We start from the raw sequence: 21,647 nt of genomic DNA, 5'->3' as shown, positions 1-21,647 counted from the left end.
ACAGTTTAAATCGTTTGATGCTGCTGTTGGCGGAGTTTCCGGGCTGCTGTCACCAAATTTTTAAGCGATGCAATGGTTTCTTCTTCATGACGTGTTTTTAAACCACAATCAGGATTCACCCAGAACTGTTCTTTCGGAATAACCTCGACACTATCTTTTAATATCGCACTAATCTCTTCTACACTGGGCACTCGTGGACTATGAATATCGTACACTCCTAAACCAATCCCAAGTTCGTATGGATTATGCTTAAGAGATTGAATCAACTCTCCATGACTTCTAGACGTTTCGATGGAAATAACATCTGCATCAAGGGCACGAATAGGCTCAATAAAGTCATTAAACTCGCAATAACACATATGGGTATGAATTTGCGTTTCATTTTTCACACTGGAGGTGGCTAACTTAAAGGCATTAACCGCCCACGCCAAATATTCCGACCATTTTTCTTTACGTAATGGCAATCCTTCACGCAATGCAGGTTCATCTACTTGAATTATCGCAATGCCTGCATCTTCTAACGCTTGAATCTCTTCTCTCAGCGCTAAGGCGAGTTGGCTGGCTACTTGTTCACGTGAAATATCATCACGGACAAAAGACCAATTTAAGATGGTGACAGGACCTGTTAACATCCCTTTCACATACTTAGACGTTAATTGCTGGGCCGCTTCTACCTCCTTCACGGTCATTGGAGCGACCCACTCGACATCACCAAAAATAATTGGTGGTTTTACGCAGCGTGAACCATAGGATACCACCCATGCCTTTTCTGTAAAAGCAAACCCTTCTAGTTTTTCTCCAAAATATTCAACCATATCCGTTCGCTCAAATTCACCATGGACGAAAACATCCAGTCCAATCTCTTCTTGAATTTGAATCCAACGAGCTGTTTCACCCTTCAAGAACGCTGCGTATTCAGCGTCGGTGAGTTCCTTTTTCCGCCAGGTTGTGCGTGTACGTTTTACTTGATCCGACTGAGGGAAACTGCCAATCGTTGTGGTTGGAAAATCTGGTAAATTTAATGCCACCTTCTGTAGAGGCTGGCGTTCATTAAATGTCAATGGACGGGCAAAATGTTCGGGTTTTACTTGTAATTCAAGCCCCTTCACCCGTGCATTTTTCCTCGCCTCATGCTGCGCTAATGCTTGGGTTGCTTTCATACTTTGTGACACACTCTTATTTCCTGCCCACGCCTCGTCACACACATAGGCTGTTAACTGTGTCAGCTCTACAATTTTCTCATCAGCAAATGATAGAGCATTTTTTAAAGTGGCATCTAAGCGAGTTTCTGCCTTCGTTGTCACAGGTACATGCTGTAAACTACATGAAGACTGAATCCAAGCTTCTTTTACACCGCTTAATAATAAAATAGCTTTTATATTAAATGCTTTTTCAGCCAAATTCGCCCGCCAAATATCCCGTCCATTTACGATGCCAATTCCTAATACTTTGTCTTGTGGGAAGCCGTGTTTTCGAAGTGAAGCCATATTCTCTTCAGAACCATGGATGAAATCAAGTCCAATCCCCGCAACCGGTAAATGAGATAGCTCTTCATACACTGATAGTCCTTCAAAATAGGTTTGTAACATGATTCGGGCAGCTGGTACTTGTTCTGCTAATTGTTTGTAAATCTCCTGGACTAGTTTTACATCATCTGCTGTAAGTGAAAGGACCAAAGCGGGTTCTTCCACTTGAATCCACTGAGCACCTGCATTTACAAGTTGCTGCAATACTTGTGCATAGAGCGGTAGAAGTTTTAAAATAAACAATGCTTTCGATTTGGCATCGTATCCTTTCGCTAATTTCACAAAAGTAAAAGGACCGATTAAAGTAGGCTTTGTCATTAGACCTAATTCCTGTTTGGCTTCTAAGAAATAATCTAAGATGTAATTCTTCGTTAATCTTAATGACTGGCCTTCATACTCAGGAACGATGTAGTGATAGTTGGTGTTAAACCACTTTGTCATTTCACATGCTACTACATTCTTTCCCCCGCGTGCCATTGCGTAATAGGTTGATAGATTTACTTCATTGCCTGTCCACTGATAACGATTTGGAACCATTCCGAACATTGCCGCATGGTCTAGCATCCGGTCATAAAAGGTAAAATCACCAACTGTTAGTAAATCCAAGCCTAATGATTGTTGGCGTTTCAAATTATTTAATCGAATCGTTTTCATCTCTAAACTAAATTGCTCCTCTGATATCGCGGACTTCCAATAAGATTCTACACACCGTTTCCACTCCCGGTTATCACCAATGTACGGGTAACCAATCGCTGTACTTACTAAATTCATTCTTCATTCCTCCTTATTATTTTTACAAAATTCCCAAATACAAAAAAGCCATCTCCGCAAAATGGAAATGGCTCTACAATCAAGTTAAAGTTATGTTTAAATGACATGCAAAAACATTGATACTCATAACTCGTTTGTCGTACAAATGAATGTCACCACCTATTTCCACGTAGGTATTTGGTGTGTACTGGAATTTGGCAGGTCTCCTGGCTCATCATCATAGTTCCTCACACCTTCCCGTCGAATAGACAGTGGTATTTGTGATTCACTCCGATTTACAGTTGCGGGACAGCGACGGAATTACACCGTTCTTCCCTTTTAAGCCAAGCCTTAGCTTGGCACCAATTCTTACACGATATGGAATTTTCACTAACTATAACATATTATAAATTTGGTGTACATAATTTTCTGAAAAAGGGTCAGATTAACATGCTTAGAATTTAATTATTTTGCTCTAGACATTGATAAACCGCCATCATTTCTCGCTTATTCAACTCACGAATACGATTAAAAATAGGAATATCTGCAACTGCCTCCGTACATAAACTTTCAGCAACAACATCACTTACGTTACCAGTTAGCCATGTTTGTACTTGTATGCCCTCGACTATTTCCTTTCGGCCCTCTTCATTGATGCCGCTCGCATGACAACTCACACATGGGATCGTTAATTTAAACACGCCATCATGGAGATTATCTTCAGAAATTACTTTCTTTCCTTTACAGAATGGACACGGATGACCTGCTTTAATCTTATTAATCTGGGTGACAATTTTTTTGTAACCAAACGCTTCATAGACATATGTTAGTTTTTTGTATTTTCCATTGGCAAAATACTTATCAATAATGGTTTCTCTAGTTTCGTCAATATTGGCAAAATCACAGATTGTGATCAGATTTTTGCTGCTTATTGCCTCGATATTGCCTTTAATTCTATCCCAGAATGGTAAAACATTTTGTAATACCATTTCATAACCGGCGAAGCTTGCTAGTTCTAATTCAAGCATTTTCAGCGATACTTGTGTTTCCCTAGGAAGTAAGGAGACATCTTCCGTAAGTGCCATATCGCCGCCAACAATTGCTTTTAGTTTTTCAAACTCTGGTAACTTCCCTACTGTTTTAATGACCTGATCAATAGGTTGATGAATAATCTCGCGAATATCCGTGTCACCAAACTTTAGTTTTTTATGGTGGTTTAGCACGGTTCCTTGACAGATTGGACAGGCAATCATCTCTTTTGATGCTTTCATATGCTCTTTAATAATGGATTTCGAAATGAACATATACCGCCCAATGATGATATTGAAGCCTTCCCATTTTCTCTGCGTCTTGCCTGCTTTATCATAAAATGACTTTTCCCAATAGCCGTATAAAAAAGTATGTCTTTCAGCTTCTGTCATCTCATTGTAGCTTTTACTAATATCATGACCAAGTTCATTCTTGATCTCATCAAAAAGGAATTGCAATTTCGGATATTGATAATATTTTAAAACTTCCATTACATCTGGATGTAATAAGCCTTCCCAAAATGGCACTGTTTTGTCTTGAATGACCACATCAAAATCAAACCTTTCGATTTCTAGGCGACCCGAACAGCTTGGACAGTGATTTTCTTGACTAAAGAAATCGAAGCTCCTTGTATCTTTAATGGTTGGATGTGCAGCCACAATATGGTTGATCAATCCACCGATTTCATAGAGAAAACTATATTGACTATACAAATGTCTTTCAAGGTCAATCGCGATAACGGGTGCGATTTTATCAGATTCATATTCACCATAAATCAAACGGGCCATTGATGATAAGCTTTTCAAGATACCGCCTTTATAGACGTTTTCTGCGTTTTTAAAATAGCTAATATGATTTTCTTTTAAGTAGTTAATGCCCTTCTTTGAATCTAGTGTTGAAGAAATATGCAAGGAAGAAACACTATTTGTCCAATTATGTTGACGAAAATAATCATCATGACTGATGACATCTAGATACCTGACAGGTTCCAGCTGTCTTTTCCCAAAATCAACGATAAAATCAGAGCTTTCTAGCATATAGGCATTATGTTCAATCATCATGATGGAGATAGATTCATCTTTTAGTATTCCCCTGATACTATCAATGAATTGGTTTAAAATATTTTGTGATAACCCCTTTGAAGGCTCGTCAAAAATAAACAGGGTATGTGGGTTTCTTGCGTTTGAAAACAGCTCAGAAACTAAATGAACACATTGAAATTCACCGGTCGATAAGGACTGTGTTTTCCTTTCTAGTGTCAAATACCCAAGTCCAAGTTTGATTAATAAGCTCAAGCGTTTATGAGCGATGTCTTCATTTGGAAGGTCCTCAATAATGTCTTCAATGGAGCGCTGAAAAATATCATCAATTTCGTCGCTGTATTTCGTGAGTTTCCTTTTAATATCAAGAAACGTCGCAACGGTTGACCGGCTGGTAATCGATTGATTTCGATCCTGCCCTACCATGACCAGTTTATCTTTTGGATATCGCTTTAGAAAATCCTTAGAGATACACTCATTGACAAGGGTCGATTTACCACATCCAGACTCACCCGTAAAGGTTACAAGTCTATTTTTCGGAATCTGAATTTCAGCCATTTGAATATTACGACAGTAAAGGTTTTGAAATTGATAGTAATCTATTGGCATTGCCTGATTTCGTTCCCAAAAAACAGGTTTGGGACGAGGTGATTCTTCGACTATTTTCCCGCCGTATTTACCACTGCCAGGTCCAAAGAACAATTGCTCATCAGCCGTATCTAGCACCGTATCAGAATGATCAATGAGCCAAATCTGATTCTTATAGCCCAATTGTTTAATCTGTTTTAAAATTTTCAAAAGGGTTTGATGATCAAGACCAACAGAAATTTCATCAATAATAATCACAGTATTTTCACTAGCTGCCATGAATTCAGCCAAGTAGAGCCGTGTTATTTCCCCACCTGACAAGGTACCCATGATCCGATTTAATGTTAAATATCCAATATTCATATTGATAATATTTTTAAGAATATGTTGTTTCGCTTCGCTAATATGTAATTCCTCTGAAAGGGAAAAAATCGATTCAATGCTTAAGTTGTTGATATCGGAAATACTATGTGGTTTATTCCATAATTCTATTCTTTTTTGCTCAACTTCCGGATTATAACGCCTGCCCTCACACTTTTTACATTCAACATTTTTCGTGGTACCGCGTCCTTTACACTCAGGACACCAGCCTAGTGCATTATTAAAGGAAAAAACTTCTGGCGAAAGATGAAATTTTTCAGCAAGCCTAACGCGAATATCTTTAAAAACGCCCGTATGTGTGCCAATCGTTGAACGCGGATTAGAAGAAATCGATGATTTCCCTAAAAAAAGAACTAAAGGCATGTCTTCCATCTTGATGGCACTAAAATTCGTTTCCATTATATTAGGAAATAAATACTGGTATTCAGCCTTAGGCAATAAGGACACGAGCCGCTTCTTAGATTCTTCACCAATGGTTTGACAAAAAGTGGTTTTACCAGATCCGGACAAACCAGCAATTCCGAGCGTCTGATCTTCCGGCAAGACAGCATCTAAACGGTTAATATTGTTGGCAATCAATTGATTTATCTTCATCGGATTTCCAACCCCCTTCTCTAAATCTAGTATTGCCATATTAGCACAACTTCAAATGAACATTCTATTCATTTTGTCGTTTATTATCCTCTTAAATTAATTTGGGGCATACAAAAAGACGCCTTCTTTCTTCAAGAAAAGCGCCCTTTGATTAGATGGGATGATCTTTAAATGTCTAAGTTTAGTAGGTGTTTTTTGTGGGATAAAAGAAATTCTGAAAATGGGCTGGAGATGCATGCATATTGTTAAATATGGAAGTAGTATTAGTCGCGAAATGGAGGAATTCAGAAAACAGGCTTAAAAAATTTTAGCCAAAATACACTCTTACATTCTTTTCTTTTCTTTTCGTGCTGTTGCTAAACAGTTTAGTATAAAGTTCTTGATTTGGTTTTGATCCCAATTGATCAAATCACTTTCTGATTTGGAATCGTCATTATTATATAATTTCTTGTAGGCATTCAGAGCCTTTTCAATTTGTTGTATTGAAAAAGTAGCACTGCCGCCAGACCCACTAACTCCTGCATAGTAATGATTTGCATCAAGTAAACTATACAGTATGGTTGCATTATAATTCCCCATGCTAAAACGTGCATAAGCAATTTCTTCTCCTGCTTTATTGTATCCTGATATATCGTGGCCCATTTATTTAGTCTCCTTTTAAATATTAATTTGTAAACATAGAAAGCTTATAAATGTAAATAAGAAGTTTACATTGCTTACCACTCCTTTCAAGTTTGTTTATAGATTGAGATATTTTGGCTGAAACATAAGGATGGAAAAAGAATGGTCAGGAAGAAAAATGTGAAGATGCGATTAAGAGGTGTGCAGAAACGTTGGATAATTAATTAGTTGTTATCATTCTTTAAGGATTTCAGGGGATCATTGTTTTGATGGGGAAAATTATGAAGGATTGAAGTAACAAAATTCATACCTCCATTTGCTACCTCCTACAGATAAAATAATATCACATTAGAATTCTCTTAATTTTAGTCTTTTCAAAAGGTTTTCTACAATTGTGTGAACGCTTTCTTAATTCAAGATCCTTAAGCTGCTGATTCCCGCATCTAGGATTAAGAGGGTCCTCACTTTTCGGTTGGGGATCAGGTTAAGCAACTGAACTGATAAATAGACGGAAATATTCCGCTTAATTAGAAATTATTATTAAAAAAAGCAATAATAGACGGAGAAATTCCGCCTATTTACTTGAAATACGTGAAAATGGGGGATTTTTCCTCGCATAAGCGGAAAACCTTCCCTTATTTACCCTGAAACGAGCTCCATTCTGCATATAGCCGGAAATTCTCCGCTTATTTTACCTTTGCTATCTGATTTTTTAATAGCTTCCTTTTATCATTCGCTAATAGAAATGAAAAGTAGTTACCTAGTTGAGCATTAAACCCATAATTGTAAAAATAATACATAAATTCCATTTGTTTTATGTTAGAATAGTTAAAGGGTAATAAACCACTTTAGACCTGTTTGCTCAGCAAGAAAGGGAATTTATTATGCAAGGAAATATTTTGATAGGAAATAACCTTAAAGATAAAGAGGAAATAGCAACTTGGCTTATTGAGAAATATGAAAATGATGTAAAAAGATTAGCCTATTATTATATGAAAGATATTGAGAGTGCAAAAGATATTTCGCAAGAAGTCTTTTTAACCTGTTATAAGCAACTACACACCTTAAGAGGTGATTCTATTAAACCTTGGATCTATCGAATTACTGCAAACAAATGCATAGATGTTCTAAGGAAAAGATCGTATAAACAGTCGTTAATTGCTTCTTCGTTAGTTGAAAATATGCCTTCAATGGAATTCACACCAGAATTTGTAGTATTGAATAAGAATTTAATACTGGAAATTATTACTGAAATCAACCAATTACCTGAAATCTATAAAGAAGTAATAACTCTTTATTATTTAGATGACTTAAGCTATAAGGAAATAAGCAATAGTTTAAAGGTAAATTATAGTACGATAAAAACAAGATTACATAGAGGGAAACTACTATTAAAAAACAACTTACATGCATTGCAATTTGAATAAGTTGAAAAATAAAATAAAGAGAAGCTACAATCATTGTAGGTTCTCCTATCTTGTTCTTGTATAAATTTGATTATTTTAACCCAACAATTTTCCCATAGGATATAATTGTTAATCCGCAAATCAATGCTACCACGATGAAGGTAAATAGGAAATACACCGGAGATCCTACTGCCCCGAAAGCCACCTCATTTTGAAGCGTTTCTATATTTTCCCACTTATTATCAATAACGGGCTTATAACTCCTTGTTTTAATATAGCCAACTACCAAGGTTCCAGCTATATAGATTAAATGAATTACAAAAGAAATAACTAATGATTGAATAATAGTCTTCAATTAAAAACACCCCTTCATATCCTTAATTTCCATAATAAACCATAAATGATATTTCAGTAAACAGCACTTTCAAGGAGAACTATATTCCAATCATTTATTGATAAGTTTATTCTTTTTCCCCGGGGAGTTCAACAGTGAACGGTTGTAATTCCTTAGCTGGGACAAAGCTTGAGAAATCGAATTGCAAGATTGTATTTTCAAGCTTGAAGCTCTTTATTTTTTCTTCCCCGTTTAAATAGAAGGTAGATTGGAAGTGTGCTGTCTTCTTATCAATGGTTTTAACTTTATTCAAACGGATACTATGATTTTCAGGCGGCACTGGATTTTTAGGATCAATTTTCCGGATATAATCCTTATCTACCAACAGCAACTCATACTGCAGGTTATTTTGAAACAACTCAAGCTGGTGCTTGCTTAATCCCTTTGAGATTGACAGCCCGGTGAATTGATAATCGATTATGAGTTTATTTTCTTTTTGTGTAATGTCATTTACCTGCATGCCTAAACCAAGTCGTTTACTATTTAATGTAAAAGATTTTTTATCCAATAGCTGTTGAACTTTAGGGTCCGCAATCGATAGTGTCGGATACAATGTTAGAGAAGAGATATCCTTATCCACAATCGTCATTCCTCTTCGGATAGTACTATGTAACCCATCCTTCTCTGTAGATTCGGAAAGCTTTGTTCCATTGTCAAACCGGTACACCTTTCCTTTATCATCCACGGCTTTATAAATATAGATGTCATCGTCCTGGTATTTCTTTACTATTTCATAAGTAAGAGCCGAGGACGCTTTTGCGGTTAGTATTTTTTCCAACTTGATTTTCACCCCATCATCGGGGTAGCCCTGTTCCTGTTCGATCGCCAGTGTAGTGTTTTTGTCCTGCTGAAATGGAATATCAAAGTTCCATTCACCCTTAATTCCGTTGATAGAATGTATGGTGACCGGGAGAGTAAACTGGTCTCGTATTTTTCCATATGGATATTCTGTTTTCCATTGAAAGTTGTATCCGTTTTTCACCTTTCTGATATCGTACGACATTCCCAGCCATGGATCGCGATCCCCTTTATTTCCCTCAAAGTTTACATCAAAGCTGACTTCCCCTTTTTCGTTATGTCCCCTTTCAACACCCTCATCGACAAATCCGGTAATGGAAATAATGTTGCCGTCAAAATAAGAACTGGTCAGTTTCACTGTTACTCCGTTCTTCGTTTGGGATTGATTTAATACAGTAACAGCATCCTGATTTGCCAGATTTACACCCGTTGAATCGTCAAATTCTTGAAAGAGGGCGCCTATTAAAGGTGCATTTGCTAATACTTTGTTCATAGTTGGGTTGATAAAGCCTGATGCAAGCGTAATCCCAAGAAGCGCAGCCGCAGTGGCCGAACCTGCCAGAACCTTCTTTTTCTTCGAATGTCTACCCTGGCTTGCTTTTGTGAGGCCCTTATCAATTGCTTCAAACACTTTTTCTTTTGGCACAGGTATTTGTTCAATTGCTGCCTTCATTTCCTTATTATCCATGGCACTTGCCCTCCTCCTCGTTATAAGACTTTTTTAATTCGGCTTTCCCTCTGCTTAAATATGTTTTTACGGTACTTTCAGGAATCTCCATGACACTGCTAATCGTTTTAATTGAGTAATCGTAATAGTAAAAAAGTATTATCGCTGTACGGTAATTCTCTTTCAGCTCCTTAATTGCATTTAGCAGATGTAAGGATTCTTCAATGTATACATTTGCTTGGCCAGGCAGATTCGACAATATTTCATCACTCAGCGGAACAACATTGTTCTTTCTCTTTAGAACCCTGCCTGAACAACGAATGACAATCCTGGTAAACCAGGTCGAAAAATACTCTGGATTTTTTAACGAATGAATAGATGTAAAGGCCTGATAGGTTGCCTCCTGGACAACATCCAACGCATCTTCTTCGTTATGTACATAAAGATATGCAGTCCGATAGATTCTTTCATAATGCTCTTGAACTAACTTTTCAAAGGCGCCCTTATTACCCTTGATTGCTTTTTTTACTAGCCGGTGGCTTTCCGTTTCCATCTTCTATGACCCCCTTTACTAATTAGTGGAATGTATACTCAAAAAAAGTTTCAAAAAGTTAAAGTTTTTTTAAAGAAAAGCATATCATGCAAATAGAATCCTAAGTTCAAAAAAATAACAGAAACCATACTTGGTTTCTGCCAATTTCAATCTATTTTAGAATGTCCCAACGCCCAAAGGGTTAGTTGCCTTCCTTTAAAATGAGTTGTGCGACACACTCCACATGCGTCGTCATCGGAAACAAATCAACCGGCTGCACTTCCACCGTTTTGTATCCTCCGTCCTCCAATATCCGCAAATCCCTCGCTAGGGTAGCTGGATTACAGGATACATAAACGACTTTTTTCGGCTTCATCTCGATGATTGTTTGAAGCAAAGCTTCATCGCAGCCTTTACGCGGTGGATCAACGACCAAGACATCCGCGGCATTTCCTTCTTTATACCACTTCGGAATCACAACCTCGGCTTCCCCTGCAGCAAACTCGGTATTTTCCATTCCGTTTAATGCGGCATTCCGCTTCGCATCCTCAATCGCCTCTGGAACTACCTCTACACCAAATACCTTCCGTGCTTTTTGTGCTAAAAATAAAGAAATCGTTCCGATCCCACAGTAGGCATCAATCACGCTTTCTTCTCCGCTAAGGTCCGCGTATTCAAGCGCCTTATCATATAAAACCTTTGTTTGAACAGGATTAACCTGATAAAAGGACAGGGCGGAAATTGCAAATTTCACATCGCCAATATAGTCATAAATGACTTCGTTGCCCCATAAAACGTTCGTTGTCGCCCCCATAATCACGTTCGTCCGTTTGGAATTCACATTATGGATAATCGACTTGATCTTTGGGAGCCGCGCAACGATTTGCTCCACTAGCTTGTCTTTTTGGGGAAGGTCTGTCGTCCTTGTGATAATGACCACCATGAGTTCGCCTGTTTGCTGACCATAACGGGCCATAATATGTCTGAGTACACCTTTATGTGATTCCTCATGATAGGCAGGAATCCCTAACTCACTGCAAATTTCCTTCACCGTCTGAACTGCTTCATTTATTTCAGGCAGTTGAATGACACTTTCGTTCGTATCAACAATTTCATGGCTCCTTGGTTTAAAAAAGCCCGCAATCAATTTACCATCCTTTTCCCCCACCGGCACCTGTGCCTTGTTGCGGTAATGAAAGGGCTGATCCATTCCTAATATGGGATGTACAACGACATCCTCTAATTTACCAATCCGTGTAAGTACCTGACGAACTTGGTTTACCTTATACCTTAGCTGACCTTCATAACTAAGGTGCTCGAGCTGACAGCCTCCATATTTATGGAAATCTCGGCTGTCAATCTCGACTCGATCAGGGCTTTTTTCATAAAACTCCACCAACCGACCAAAGCCATACCCTTTGCCCGTCTTAATAACCTTCACTTTTGCCTTTTCGCCCGGCAGTCCGTTGGGAACAAATAACGGGTACCCATCAACCTTGGCCACACCCGCCCCATCATGGGTTAGATCTTCAAACACTACATCTATAAAATCATTTTTATTAACCGGTAAGATTCTGCTCATTCGTTTCTTCCTTTTCACATTTTGACTGCTAAGATTGTAACACAAAGCATGGTTGATTGCGAAACTTGGCCGTGGCAAGCGCCTTTTTTTCAAAAAAACCAAGAAAATTGTCAGAATGTTTTTATTTTCAAATATAATAAAAGTGTATATGATTAAAACAATCTCATTATTGGAAGGAGTGGATATTGATGAAGATGAAAAATAACCTCACCATTCCGTTGCTCCTTGCCTTCCTTGCTTTCACCTTTCTTCACTTTTCATATTCACTTTCCCACTCTCATACCAATTTCAAGGCCATCATCAACCTAGATGATGCCAAGGTGAAAGGGCAATGGGACGATGACAAGAAGCTGCCCATGGACATACCCATTCTTTTTGTCCTGCCGGTCATCCTAGCTGCGGTTGCCGCTCCCCTTGTTTATCTATCCATCATTTTTATCAGAAGCTTTATTTTTCTGATACCGAAATTTCATCAATCCAACTATGTGATCGACGCTCCCGAATCATTCTGATAACAATCAATGATAAGGGAGGAAATTATAATGTGGATACGCTTTGTTATTATTGGCTTTTTTTCCATATCAGCCGCAAGCATGCTTACCTACCAGGGAATTGAAATCTTCCATGCCTTTACAGATTTCTTTAAGCATAAATAACCGAAGGGCAGCCTCCGGCGGGGATTAATTACTCCCCCTTAGGAGTCTGCCCTTTTTAATTAAAAGCTCTCTTCTTGATCGCCTTTCATGGCCGCAACTTTATCTTTGACCTCTTCAATATTCCTCATTTTGTTATCCCAGCATTTTTGACTTAAGTCAACCGGATACTCTGCCGGATTGGTAATCCGCTTATACTCATCCCAAAGGGCAACGAGGTTTTGCTTTAAATAATCACGGGATTCTTCCAAGCAAGGTACTTCATAAACAAGTTCCCCCTCAGAAAAAATTCTCACATGTAATTCTTTTGCAGTAAAGTTGGTCACCACTTTGTTCATGAACGTATGGGTTGGATGGAACATTCGCAGCCGTTTTTCAGGGAGCCTTTCATCGGCTAGTGCAATATAATCCCCTTCGGCGTGGTTGTTCGTATTATTGATAATTCGATAAATCCTCTTTAATCCTGGTGTTGTCACCTTTTCCGGATTGGATGAGATTTTAATCGTATCTTCCATTTTTCCGTTATTGTCCTCAATGGATACAATTTTATAAACCGCCCCAAGCGCAGCTTGATCGTAAGCTGTAATCAGTTTGGTCCCTACCCCCCAGCTGTCAATTTTGGCACCCTGTGATTTCAAACTCATAATCGTATACTCATCTAAATCACTGGAGGCAACAATCTTTGCATCAGTAAATCCAGCCTCATCGAGCAATTTGCGTGCTTCTTTCGAAAGGTAAGCAAGGTCACCGCTGTCAAGGCGGATTCCGATAAAATTAATATTATCTCCAAGCTCCTTAGCCACTTTGATTGCATTTGGAACACCGAGACGGAGTGTATCATATGTATCTACTAGAAAGACACAATCCTTATGTGTTTGGGCATATTTAATGAAGGCCGTATATTCATCTTTATATGCTTGGACCATCGAATGGGCATGCGTTCCCGATACAGGAATACCGAACAGCTTTCCCGCTCTGACATTACTTGTTGATTCAAAACCGGCAAGATAGGCTGCTCGGGTTCCCCAAATCGCCGCATCCATTTCCTGTGCCCGTCTTGTGCCAAATTCCATCGCTACTTCATCGCCTACCACTTGCTTGATACGCGATGCTTTGGTCGCAATTAATGTTTGGTAATTCACAATATTAAGCAAAGCTGTTTCAATCAATTGAGCTTCTGCAAGGGGGGCTTCCACCCTGATGATCGGCTCATTGCCGAAAACAAGCTCGCCTTCTTCCATGGCACATATAGTTCCTGTAAATCGGATATCTTTAAGATATTGAATGAAATCCTCCTGATAACCCACTTCATTTTTCAAATATTCAAGATCTTCCTCGCTAAAGCGGAAGCCTTTAATAAACTGAATCACTTTCTCCAATCCAGCAAATACAGCATAACCGTTCCCGAACGGAAGCTTACGGAAAAATAGTTCGAAGACCGCTCGTTTATTATGTATTCCATCTCTCCAATACGTTTCCACCATGTTGATCTGATATAGATCCGTATGCAGAGTTAAACTATCATCTTGGTAAAAGTGTTTCATCATCTGACCTCCGAAGTACTATTTCAGCTTTTTCATCATTATAACCAATAATGCACCTGGAAGTCTATTTAACTTGGGCTCCTAGCGATTGTTCAAAATGTCCAAGTGCCCATTCGTGACCTGCCTGATTTTTTTGGATTAGATTCACAATCCCATACGAGAAAAGGACCAGTAAATTTTTAATTTACTAGTCCCAACCGATATAAGGGAATTTTCGATTTATAGGTGGAAGGTATTTCCTGCCCCTACTTTCCTTTCCTCTATATTCCTCTTACCTTTTGAATTACTTTCTTTTAATTTCTCCTCCCAAAAATCAGCACCTTTAATGCCGAGTTTAACAGGATCGAAGACTGGTTCAATTCCCGCTTTCCTTTGTTGTTCATAATCTTTAAATACTTTTAAGGCCGTTTTCGTTAGCATTAAAATAGCCACTAGGTTTAGCCAAGCCATGCTTCCGAAGCCAAAGTCACCAAGTCCCCATAATAGGGATGCGTTTTCAACACTTCCAATATAGATCATTCCTAAGAAAAGAATCATTAAGCCTGCTTTAAACCCTTTTAAATTTCTATTTCTTCCAAGGTAAAAGAGGGTTGTTTCAGAAATATAGTAGTAAGCCATTAGCGTTGTAAAGGCAAAGAAGAAGATCGCAATCGCAACAAACAATCCACCAAATCCAGGGATAACGCTTTCTACAGCAGCTTGTGTCCACATCGGACCAGCCTCCACACCTGGGATGTTGTCAACAATCGAAGACTGTCCTTCTGGAGTAATGTTGTACATGCCGGTGATTAAAATCATAAGTGCTGTAGCTGTACAAACAACGATCGTATCAATATAAACAGAGAATGCTTGAACAAGGCCTTGTTTTGCCGGATGAGATACAGCAGCGGCGGCTGAACTATAAGTTCCTTCCCCTACACCAGCAACGTTGGAAAATACAGCTCTCTTAACACCCCAGGCAATCGCTGCACCGAACATACCGCCAAACATTTCATTTGCTCCAAATGCACTTGAAATGATTAATCCAAACATTGCTGGAATTTCTGATGCATTAGCAATTAAAAGAACGAACGTGACAATCACATATCCTAAAGCCATGAAAGGTACAACTTTATCTGCAACAGACGCGATTCGCTTAACACCGCCAAAAATAATGATGCCAAGTAATGCCACAAGAATGATACCAGTGATGCTTTTATTGAGACCGATTGTGTTCTCAAATCCAACAGCAATCGTGTTAGCCTGAATACCTGGAACTAATATTCCGTAACACAGTGTAACAACAATCGCAACCAACACCCCGAACCACTTCATTTTTAAACCTTTTTCAATAAAATAAGGAGTTCCGCCTCGGTATTGGTTACCATCTTTTACTTTATAGACCTGAGCAAGAGTAGATTCAACAAAAGCACTTGCTCCTCCCAATAAAGCCATGATCCACATCCAGAAAACTGCTCCCGGACCGCCAAATGCAATCGCAGTAGCAACTCCAGCGATATTTCCAATACCGACCCGACCAGCTAAAGCCATACAAAACGCCTGGAAAGAGGACACACCAGATTCCGGTTCACCCTTATCAAAAAGAAGCTTAATCATTTCCTTAAAATATCTAATTTGCACAAAACGCGTAATAATAGAAAAGAATAATCCAGCACCAAGTGCAAATGCTACCAACCCCAGACTCCAAACCATACCCGACGCTTTATTCACCAATTCTTCCATCTTACCCCTCCTATGTAAGCGATTCAAAAAAATAGTTGTATTACTTTTTAGTTTTTATAACATTAATAATTTTCAGACAGAAAAAGTTGTGGAAAGGGACATGGGACAGACTTGCTGTCCCGCTCCCATTCATTTATACACTTGTCCCATTGTTTCTTAAATTGATCCATCCTGTTTGATGCTAACAAATACACTTTTCACTTCTGTATAGTTTTGTAAGCCATACTCTCCACCCATTTCGCGGCCGATTCCTGATTGTTTGTAGCCACCGAAAGGCATAGTTTCCCATTCAAGACCAAAATCATTAATCCAGACTGTTCCTGATTGCAGCTTGTTTGCAATATAATGGCCCTTTTTCATACTTTCTGTCCAGACACTTGCAGCTAAGCCATAGTCACTATCGTTTGCCCGTTTAATTACCTCTTCAATCGTGTCGAAAACGAAAATTGACATGACTGGACCAAAGATTTCTTCACGAGCAATAACCATATGATCTTCCACATCAGCGAAAATGGTTGGCTGTACAAAATATCCTTTTTCAAATACTTTTTCACCGCCAGCCACAAGGCGCGCCCCTTCTTTTTTCCCTTGTTCAATATAATTAAGAACGGTCTTTTGCTGTTTAGCTGAAACGAGCGGCCCCATTTCTGTTTCAGGATCCATACCTGGTCCAACCTTCAGGGATTCTGCCCGCTCTGATAAAGCTTCTACGACACGATCATAAATGCTTCGCTGTACAAATACACGTGTACAAGCACTACAGTTTTGCCCATGATTGTACATCGTTCCGTTAAAGGCCCCTTCAATTGCTTCTTCAAGATTGGCATCTTCTAAAATAATGGCTGGTGATTTTCCGCCAAGCTCTAGCGTAACGCCTTTAATTTGATCTGCAGCCTTTTTCATGACTTCTTTTCCGACAGCTGTTGAACCAGTAAATGCTACTTTATCAACATCTTTATGAGTGATGATTGCTTCTCCCACAATTCTACCTGCTCCTGGCACAATATTCACAACACCATCTGGAAAACCAGCTTCTTTAAATAACTTTCCTACGTATAGAAGAGATAGCGGTGTTTCAGTTGCTGGCTTAATAACAACCGTACAGCCAACAGCAAGTGCGGATCCGAGCTTCCAAGCAGCCATGGCAAGTGGAAAGTTCCATGGAATAATTTGGCCAACAACCCCAACCGGCTCATGTACAGTATAGGTTACATAATCCTTTGAAATAGGAGTTGTCTTACCTAATAGTTTCGTTGCCCAGCCGGCATAATATCTAAAATGCTGGATCGTTCCGTCGACGTCATCTGACAGAGCGACTGTATATGGCTTTCCGTTATCCAATGATTCTAGCTGTGCAAGCTCTTCTCGGTTCTCTTCTAATAGATCGGAAAATTTATAGATTAGATGGGAGCGCTCAGCCGCATCCATTTTTGTCCATTCCCCTTCATCAAATGCCTTTCTTGCAGCAGCTACCGCAACATTAATATCTTCCTCTTGCGCCTCACATACTTCCGCAATGACCTCTTCATTTGCAGGATTAACGACGGAAAACGTTTTACCTCCAATCGCTGGAACATATTCACCATTTATATATAGTCCTTTTACACCTTCTAAAAATTCCTGCACTTTTGGTTTTAATTTGTAGTTTGTCGTTTGCATGTATGTTCTCTCTCCTTCACTATTTTAGTTATTTACTGTTTCTAAACTTGCAAGTAGGCTTTTTAGCTTTTGATCTTCCTCAGGCGATAGACCTAAACGAGGGTAACGCGCAGGTCCTCCAGCCTGACCAGCTAATTCCATGGCTCTCTTCACAATCTGCACATACTTTCCAGATCCTTCAAGGAACGCACAAAGCGGTAAAATTCGATCATTGATTGCCCATGCTTCTTTTAACTCATCGTTTTGGAAATGGTTATACATGTCTGTAACCAGCTTTGGCACGATATTTCCTGCAACAGAAATCCATCCAGTTGCTCCAACTAAGTAAGACTCCATTACAAGCTCTTCAGCGCCACAGAATACTTCAAAGTCTCCCTTGCCTTTTCTTGCAAGATCTCTTACCTTGCCAATTTCACCGCTTGATTCCTTAATGTGGGTCACATTCTCACAATCTCTACCGATCTGAAGCATTAAATCTGTGCTCATATTAACGCCAGAAGTAAATGGGTTGTTATAAAGCATGATTGGTAGATTAACAGCACTAGATACTTCTTTGAAATGATGGTAGATTTCATTTTCCTTTGGCTTCATGTAATAAGGGTTAATGATTAGAGCACCATCAGCTCCATGTGCTTCAGCCTGCTTTGTATTCTCGATTGTTTCTTTTGTTGTTTCAGCAGCAGTACCCACAATAACAGAGATGCGGCCGTTGACTTCCTTCATAACAGTTTCTACCATTTGGTATTTTTCTTCTTTTGATAGACTGACAAATTCACCAGTACTCCCATTGATGACGATACCTGCCACACCTTGATTCACGAAGTAATTAACATTATTCTTTACTCCGCCCCAATCGATTTCTTGCTCCTGTGTCATTGGTGTAATTAATACTGGATAAGCTCCTCTAATTGTAGTCATTTTAATTTCCTCCTGATTAGTTAATAGTTTTTTATTTTAGTAAAAACCCTGCTGATAATGGATCTGTCGGGTCTAATACATATGTCTGCATACCCGTAATAAATCCACGGGCTGAAAACCTAAACTTGTAACCGGTTTCAATTTGTTCTGAAAGTTCTGCTGTCAATTTCCCATTAAAAATGCTTTCATTTTCAATTGGGTTATCTGCAGATATATCGCCATTTCCTAATAAATAGGTACTGCAGGCAGCTACAGTTCCAAATCCTGGAGAACGCACAATATAACGATCCGGACGGAATGTTACCGTTTTGATTTTGCCTTCACTTTTTTGCGAATGATCCAGCAGGATCACTCGGCTGACAGCATGTTGGCCTTCTAAGGCTTTAATCGCTTTTTGTCCCCATTGATTAATGTCAGTAAGGTTCTCCATTTCAATCTCAAAAGGCAGCTCTACTTTATCAAAAATCGCATAAAGCTGATCGGCTTGAACAAGAGCAACGTCTGTCTGTAAATCTAAATAAGACACTGCCACATGGGTCTGTACAACCTGGTATGGCTCGCTTTTTAACTCAACTAATTTCACTTCATCGTCTTCCAAAACAGCAGTAACAGTAACAACACCACAGACTGTTTCAATACTGTATTCATTTGAAGGCTTTGCCTTTAATTGGCCGCACTCCAGCAATGCGGTTATGACAGCAACAATTCCACCATATTGCATTGGAACGGTTCCGTTATGATCGAAAAAGACAACAGCTACATCGGCGCCGCTTTTAAAAGGCGGAACGACCAAACAGCCATTCAGTCCGGCAAATCCGCGGGGCTCATTTAATAGAAGTTTAATTTCCTCCTCATAGACAAGCGGAAATTGCTCATTCAGCTCTTTTAAACTTTGATAATGAACAAATGGCGCATCCTTAATCATACGATAAGCCTCGCCCGCTACGTGTACATCGGTTGCTGTATAAGTCTTTTGAATTTTCATTTCACATCCTCCATTTCATGTTCCATTGGGGGAATAAGTAAAAAGCCTTCTTTAAGCGGATCCTCCTCGTTATAAAAGAACCGGTGCATACCCATTAGCCATGCTGAACCAGCGATTCTTGTAATAACAGCCTCCACACCCTGAACGTGTGTTGTTTCAAGGACTCGTCCACGGAATAAAGAGCCTACAATACTCTCATGCACAAATTCTTCGTCCATACCTATCTCCTTTTTGGAATAGAGGACAGATAATTTGGCCGATGTACCTGTACCGCATGGTGAACGATCAATCCCGCCTGGAGGGACAATAACCGTATTTTTCACATCTGCTTCTTCATGGGTTGGCTCAGTAAAAAACTCAATATGGGTCAAACCGCGAATAAATGGATATTGCGGATGAACAATATCCGTTGTTTCGTTAATCGTATTTCTAATTTTAATACCTTTTTCAATGATTTTTGATGCATTCTCCGGAATCAGCTCTAATCCAACAGATGCGGCATCAATGATTCCATAGAAATTACCGCCATAGGCAATGTCTGCATCCACGATTCCAATTCCCTCAACTTCAACAGAAACACTCTTTAACAGGAAGGCAGGGACATTACAGAAGGAAACCTCTTTTGCCTTTCCGTTCTCCACCTTAATCTCAGCCTCCACAAGGCCTGCTGGTGTATCAAGTTTGATTGAAGTAACTGGTTCTTGAACAGGGATTAGCCCTGCTTCCACTAATGCTGTACAAACACCGATTGTGTCATGACCGCACATGGGCAAATATCCGCCGGTTTCGATATAGATCACACCGATATCTGCTTCCGGATGGCATGGATCTGTCAACAACGCACCTGACATCACATCATGTCCTCTTGGTTCATTCATCAGCACCTTACGAATCCAGTCATATTCCTTTTGCATATGTAACATTTTTTCGGACATTGTTGCTCCTTTTAGCTCTGGGAGTCCACTAATCAATGTCCTTGTCGGATTTCCACCCGTGTGTGTATCAATCGTTGTAAAAACTCGTTTTGCTTTCATCAGCTCAGCACCCTTTCCTTAAATTGGGAAAATTTTAGCGGTTCAATTGGGATGCAAGTCTCCTTTTTATTCAGCATTTCCTCTATGACTTTACCAGTTACAGCAGCAAGACTAATTCCGTCTCCTTCATGACCGGCTGCAATATAATAATTTGGAACCCCTTCAACTTCTGACACAATCGGTAAATGATCCTCCGTCCAGGGGCGTAAACCTGCATAGGACCGTATAACCATCATGTCAGCCATTTTCGGATAAAATCGTATGGCACGATTGGCAATGCATTTAATAATTTCATTGTTGACTTTTGTATTAAATCCAACAAATTCACGGCTGCTTCCAATCAAGAAGTTTTGACTTTCTGTTGGTTCGAAAACAAGGGCCACGCCATATTTTTCAGTAATCGGATCCACCTGGCGCTTACCGCCAAATTTTGATATTAAATAGCCAAATTCCATCACTTTTCTTGGCCCGACAAATTCCTGGCGTGATGCGACAATGATGTGGCCTTTTCTTGGTTTAATTGGAATGGACAGATCCAGCATTTCGCCAATATATGGAGCCCATACACCTGCAGCATTAATAACATGGTTAGCGGTAAAAACTCCATTAGATGTTTCGACAGTAAATGTACCGTCCGGCTCCCTTCTCATTCCAGTAACCTCAGTTTGTTTATGGGCTTTAGCACCCATTTTCTTTGCACCATCTAGAAGGTTAAAGGCAAGAAGATATGGGTTAACTGTTGAATCTGTTGCACACTCTAAACCGCCTAATAAATCATCAGCAAAATACTTTGAATCTTGGCGGATGTCCTGACGATCCAACATCCTGAACGGCAAACCGGCCTCTTTCTGACGGTCAACCCATTTTTGCGCGGCTTCCATTTCTTCTTCTGTTTCACAGACAAGGATGCTTCCAGGCGCGCGGTAATCAAAAGGTTGTTTCAATTCTCTGCTTAATTCATCTACTAATTTCTGGCTGACAAGTGACATTTGACTGTCAAACCCAGGATCTTTATCAATTGCTAAAATATTTCCATCACAGCGGGATGAAGTCCCACTGACAAATTCTCCTTTTTCTATAACGGTTACATCTCGTCCAGATTTAGAAGTATAATAGGCAATTGCACAGCCAATGATTCCCCCGCCTATAACCAGAACATCACAATGATGTCTCACAATACCAACCTCCCTTCGTCTCTATACATGATTTTATTAATGCAAATTG

General features: G+C 39.4%; 16 protein-coding genes and 1 riboswitch. Of the genes, 2 read left to right on the top strand and 14 right to left on the bottom strand.

All coding sequences use genetic code 11. The annotated features are described in order from the left end of the window. Positions 1 to 5: 5 nt before the first annotated feature. From metE to M3610_RS18560, 3 genes are all read right to left on the bottom strand, one after another. On the bottom strand, positions 6 to 2,297 hold the full coding sequence (gene metE / locus M3610_RS18570) for a 5-methyltetrahydropteroyltriglutamate--homocysteine S-methyltransferase (RefSeq protein WP_251461299.1): 2,292 nt from the start codon (positions 2,295 to 2,297) through the stop codon (positions 6 to 8). A gap of 179 nt (positions 2,298 to 2,476) precedes the next feature. Continuing rightward, positions 2,477 to 2,658, bottom strand: a riboswitch (cobalamin riboswitch). Between the two features lie 79 nt (positions 2,659 to 2,737). After that, complete coding sequence (locus tag M3610_RS18565) at positions 2,738 to 5,908, bottom strand: ATP-binding cassette domain-containing protein (protein WP_098571033.1); 3,171 nt, start codon at positions 5,906 to 5,908, stop codon at positions 2,738 to 2,740. A 324-nt stretch (positions 5,909 to 6,232) separates the two neighbouring features. Further along, a complete protein-coding gene (locus tag M3610_RS18560; protein WP_251461298.1) occupies positions 6,233 to 6,550 on the bottom strand; it encodes a hypothetical protein in 318 nt (105 codons plus the stop codon). A gap of 863 nt (positions 6,551 to 7,413) precedes the next feature. On the opposite strand from M3610_RS18560, the gene M3610_RS18555 reads away from it, so the two are divergent. Beyond that, a complete protein-coding gene (locus M3610_RS18555; protein ID WP_098571034.1) occupies positions 7,414 to 7,956 on the top strand; it encodes an RNA polymerase sigma factor in 543 nt (180 codons plus the stop codon). 70 nt (positions 7,957 to 8,026) lie between these two features. On the opposite strand, the gene M3610_RS18550 is transcribed toward M3610_RS18555, so the two are convergent. From M3610_RS18550 to rlmD, 4 genes are all read right to left on the bottom strand, one after another. Then, positions 8,027 to 8,290 (bottom strand): hypothetical protein, encoded by a 264-nt coding sequence (locus M3610_RS18550; RefSeq protein ID WP_098571035.1) that lies wholly within the window; start codon positions 8,288 to 8,290, stop codon positions 8,027 to 8,029. Between the two features lie 106 nt (positions 8,291 to 8,396). Next, on the bottom strand, positions 8,397 to 9,815 hold the full coding sequence (locus M3610_RS18545) for a DUF4179 domain-containing protein (protein ID WP_098571036.1): 1,419 nt from the start codon (positions 9,813 to 9,815) through the stop codon (positions 8,397 to 8,399). After that, the gene (locus M3610_RS18540; RefSeq protein WP_098571037.1) at positions 9,808 to 10,347 is read right to left on the bottom strand and encodes a sigma-70 family RNA polymerase sigma factor; all 540 of its coding nucleotides are present in this window, start codon (positions 10,345 to 10,347) and stop codon (positions 9,808 to 9,810) included. The genes M3610_RS18545 and M3610_RS18540 overlap by 8 nt, the downstream gene beginning before the upstream one ends. Before the next feature lie 181 nt (positions 10,348 to 10,528). Then, positions 10,529 to 11,908: a 23S rRNA (uracil(1939)-C(5))-methyltransferase RlmD gene (gene rlmD, locus M3610_RS18535; protein WP_098571038.1), complete on the bottom strand. Its 1,380-nt coding sequence runs from the start codon at positions 11,906 to 11,908 to the stop codon at positions 10,529 to 10,531. Positions 11,909 to 12,096: 188 nt separating this feature from the next. Here rlmD and M3610_RS18530 point away from each other — a divergent pair, with 188 nt between their 5' ends. Further along, positions 12,097 to 12,420 (top strand): hypothetical protein, encoded by a 324-nt coding sequence (locus M3610_RS18530; RefSeq protein WP_098571039.1) that lies wholly within the window; start codon positions 12,097 to 12,099, stop codon positions 12,418 to 12,420. A 203-nt stretch (positions 12,421 to 12,623) separates the two neighbouring features. On the opposite strand, the gene M3610_RS18525 is transcribed toward M3610_RS18530, so the two are convergent. The 7 genes from M3610_RS18525 to M3610_RS18495 all read right to left on the bottom strand — a co-directional run bounded on the left by M3610_RS18525 (position 12,624) and on the right by M3610_RS18495 (position 21,598). Then, entirely contained in the window at positions 12,624 to 14,105 is a 1,482-nt protein-coding gene (locus M3610_RS18525; protein ID WP_098571040.1) for a nicotinate phosphoribosyltransferase, read from the bottom strand. A 219-nt stretch (positions 14,106 to 14,324) separates the two neighbouring features. Then, positions 14,325 to 15,827, bottom strand: a complete 1,503-nt coding sequence (locus tag M3610_RS18520) for an alanine/glycine:cation symporter family protein (protein ID WP_098571041.1) — start codon at positions 15,825 to 15,827, stop codon at positions 14,325 to 14,327. Positions 15,828 to 15,983: 156 nt separating this feature from the next. Next, on the bottom strand, positions 15,984 to 17,486 hold the full coding sequence (locus tag M3610_RS18515) for an aldehyde dehydrogenase family protein (RefSeq protein ID WP_098571042.1): 1,503 nt from the start codon (positions 17,484 to 17,486) through the stop codon (positions 15,984 to 15,986). A gap of 24 nt (positions 17,487 to 17,510) precedes the next feature. Then, the gene (dapA, locus tag M3610_RS18510) at positions 17,511 to 18,404 is read right to left on the bottom strand and encodes a 4-hydroxy-tetrahydrodipicolinate synthase (RefSeq protein ID WP_098571043.1); all 894 of its coding nucleotides are present in this window, start codon (positions 18,402 to 18,404) and stop codon (positions 17,511 to 17,513) included. Positions 18,405 to 18,435: 31 nt separating this feature from the next. Next, positions 18,436 to 19,389 (bottom strand): proline racemase family protein, encoded by a 954-nt coding sequence (locus tag M3610_RS18505; RefSeq protein ID WP_098571044.1) that lies wholly within the window; start codon positions 19,387 to 19,389, stop codon positions 18,436 to 18,438. Next, positions 19,386 to 20,423, bottom strand: coding sequence for a proline racemase family protein (locus M3610_RS18500; RefSeq protein WP_251461297.1), 1,038 nt, complete (start codon positions 20,421 to 20,423; stop codon positions 19,386 to 19,388). Before M3610_RS18500 ends, M3610_RS18505 begins: the two co-directional genes overlap by 4 nt. Continuing rightward, positions 20,423 to 21,598, bottom strand: coding sequence for an NAD(P)/FAD-dependent oxidoreductase (locus M3610_RS18495; protein WP_251461296.1), 1,176 nt, complete (start codon positions 21,596 to 21,598; stop codon positions 20,423 to 20,425). The genes M3610_RS18500 and M3610_RS18495 overlap by 1 nt, the downstream gene beginning before the upstream one ends. Positions 21,599 to 21,647 lie beyond the last annotated feature (49 nt).

The organism is Neobacillus sp. MER 74 (assembly GCF_023714155.1).
The sequence above is the reverse complement of the archived record's forward strand: the minus strand, read 5'-3'. Positions and strand labels throughout refer to the sequence as shown.

Excerpts from the sequence above, each read along its gene's own strand:
- M3610_RS18505 (WP_098571044.1), bottom strand. The coding sequence starts at position 19,389 with ATGAAAATTCAAAAGACTTATACAGCAACCGATGTACACGTAGCGGGC.
- M3610_RS18540 (WP_098571037.1), bottom strand. The coding sequence starts at position 10,347 with ATGGAAACGGAAAGCCACCGGCTAGTAAAAAAAGCAATCAAGGGTAAT.
- M3610_RS18545 (WP_098571036.1), bottom strand. The coding sequence starts at position 9,815 with ATGGATAATAAGGAAATGAAGGCAGCAATTGAACAAATACCTGTGCCA.
- M3610_RS18515 (WP_098571042.1), bottom strand. The coding sequence starts at position 17,486 with ATGCAAACGACAAACTACAAATTAAAACCAAAAGTGCAGGAATTTTTA.
- M3610_RS18520 (WP_098571041.1), bottom strand. The coding sequence starts at position 15,827 with ATGGAAGAATTGGTGAATAAAGCGTCGGGTATGGTTTGGAGTCTGGGG.
- M3610_RS18565 (WP_098571033.1), bottom strand. The coding sequence starts at position 5,908 with ATGAAGATAAATCAATTGATTGCCAACAATATTAACCGTTTAGATGCT.
- M3610_RS18525 (WP_098571040.1), bottom strand. The coding sequence starts at position 14,105 with ATGAAACACTTTTACCAAGATGATAGTTTAACTCTGCATACGGATCTA.
- M3610_RS18560 (WP_251461298.1), bottom strand. The coding sequence starts at position 6,550 with ATGGGCCACGATATATCAGGATACAATAAAGCAGGAGAAGAAATTGCT.
- dapA (WP_098571043.1), bottom strand. The coding sequence starts at position 18,404 with ATGACTACAATTAGAGGAGCTTATCCAGTATTAATTACACCAATGACA.
- M3610_RS18500 (WP_251461297.1), bottom strand. The coding sequence starts at position 20,423 with ATGAAAGCAAAACGAGTTTTTACAACGATTGATACACACACGGGTGGA.
- metE (WP_251461299.1), bottom strand. The coding sequence starts at position 2,297 with ATGAATTTAGTAAGTACAGCGATTGGTTACCCGTACATTGGTGATAAC.
- rlmD (WP_098571038.1), bottom strand. The coding sequence starts at position 11,908 with ATGAGCAGAATCTTACCGGTTAATAAAAATGATTTTATAGATGTAGTG.
- M3610_RS18555 (WP_098571034.1), top strand. The coding sequence starts at position 7,414 with ATGCAAGGAAATATTTTGATAGGAAATAACCTTAAAGATAAAGAGGAA.
- M3610_RS18530 (WP_098571039.1), top strand. The coding sequence starts at position 12,097 with ATGAAGATGAAAAATAACCTCACCATTCCGTTGCTCCTTGCCTTCCTT.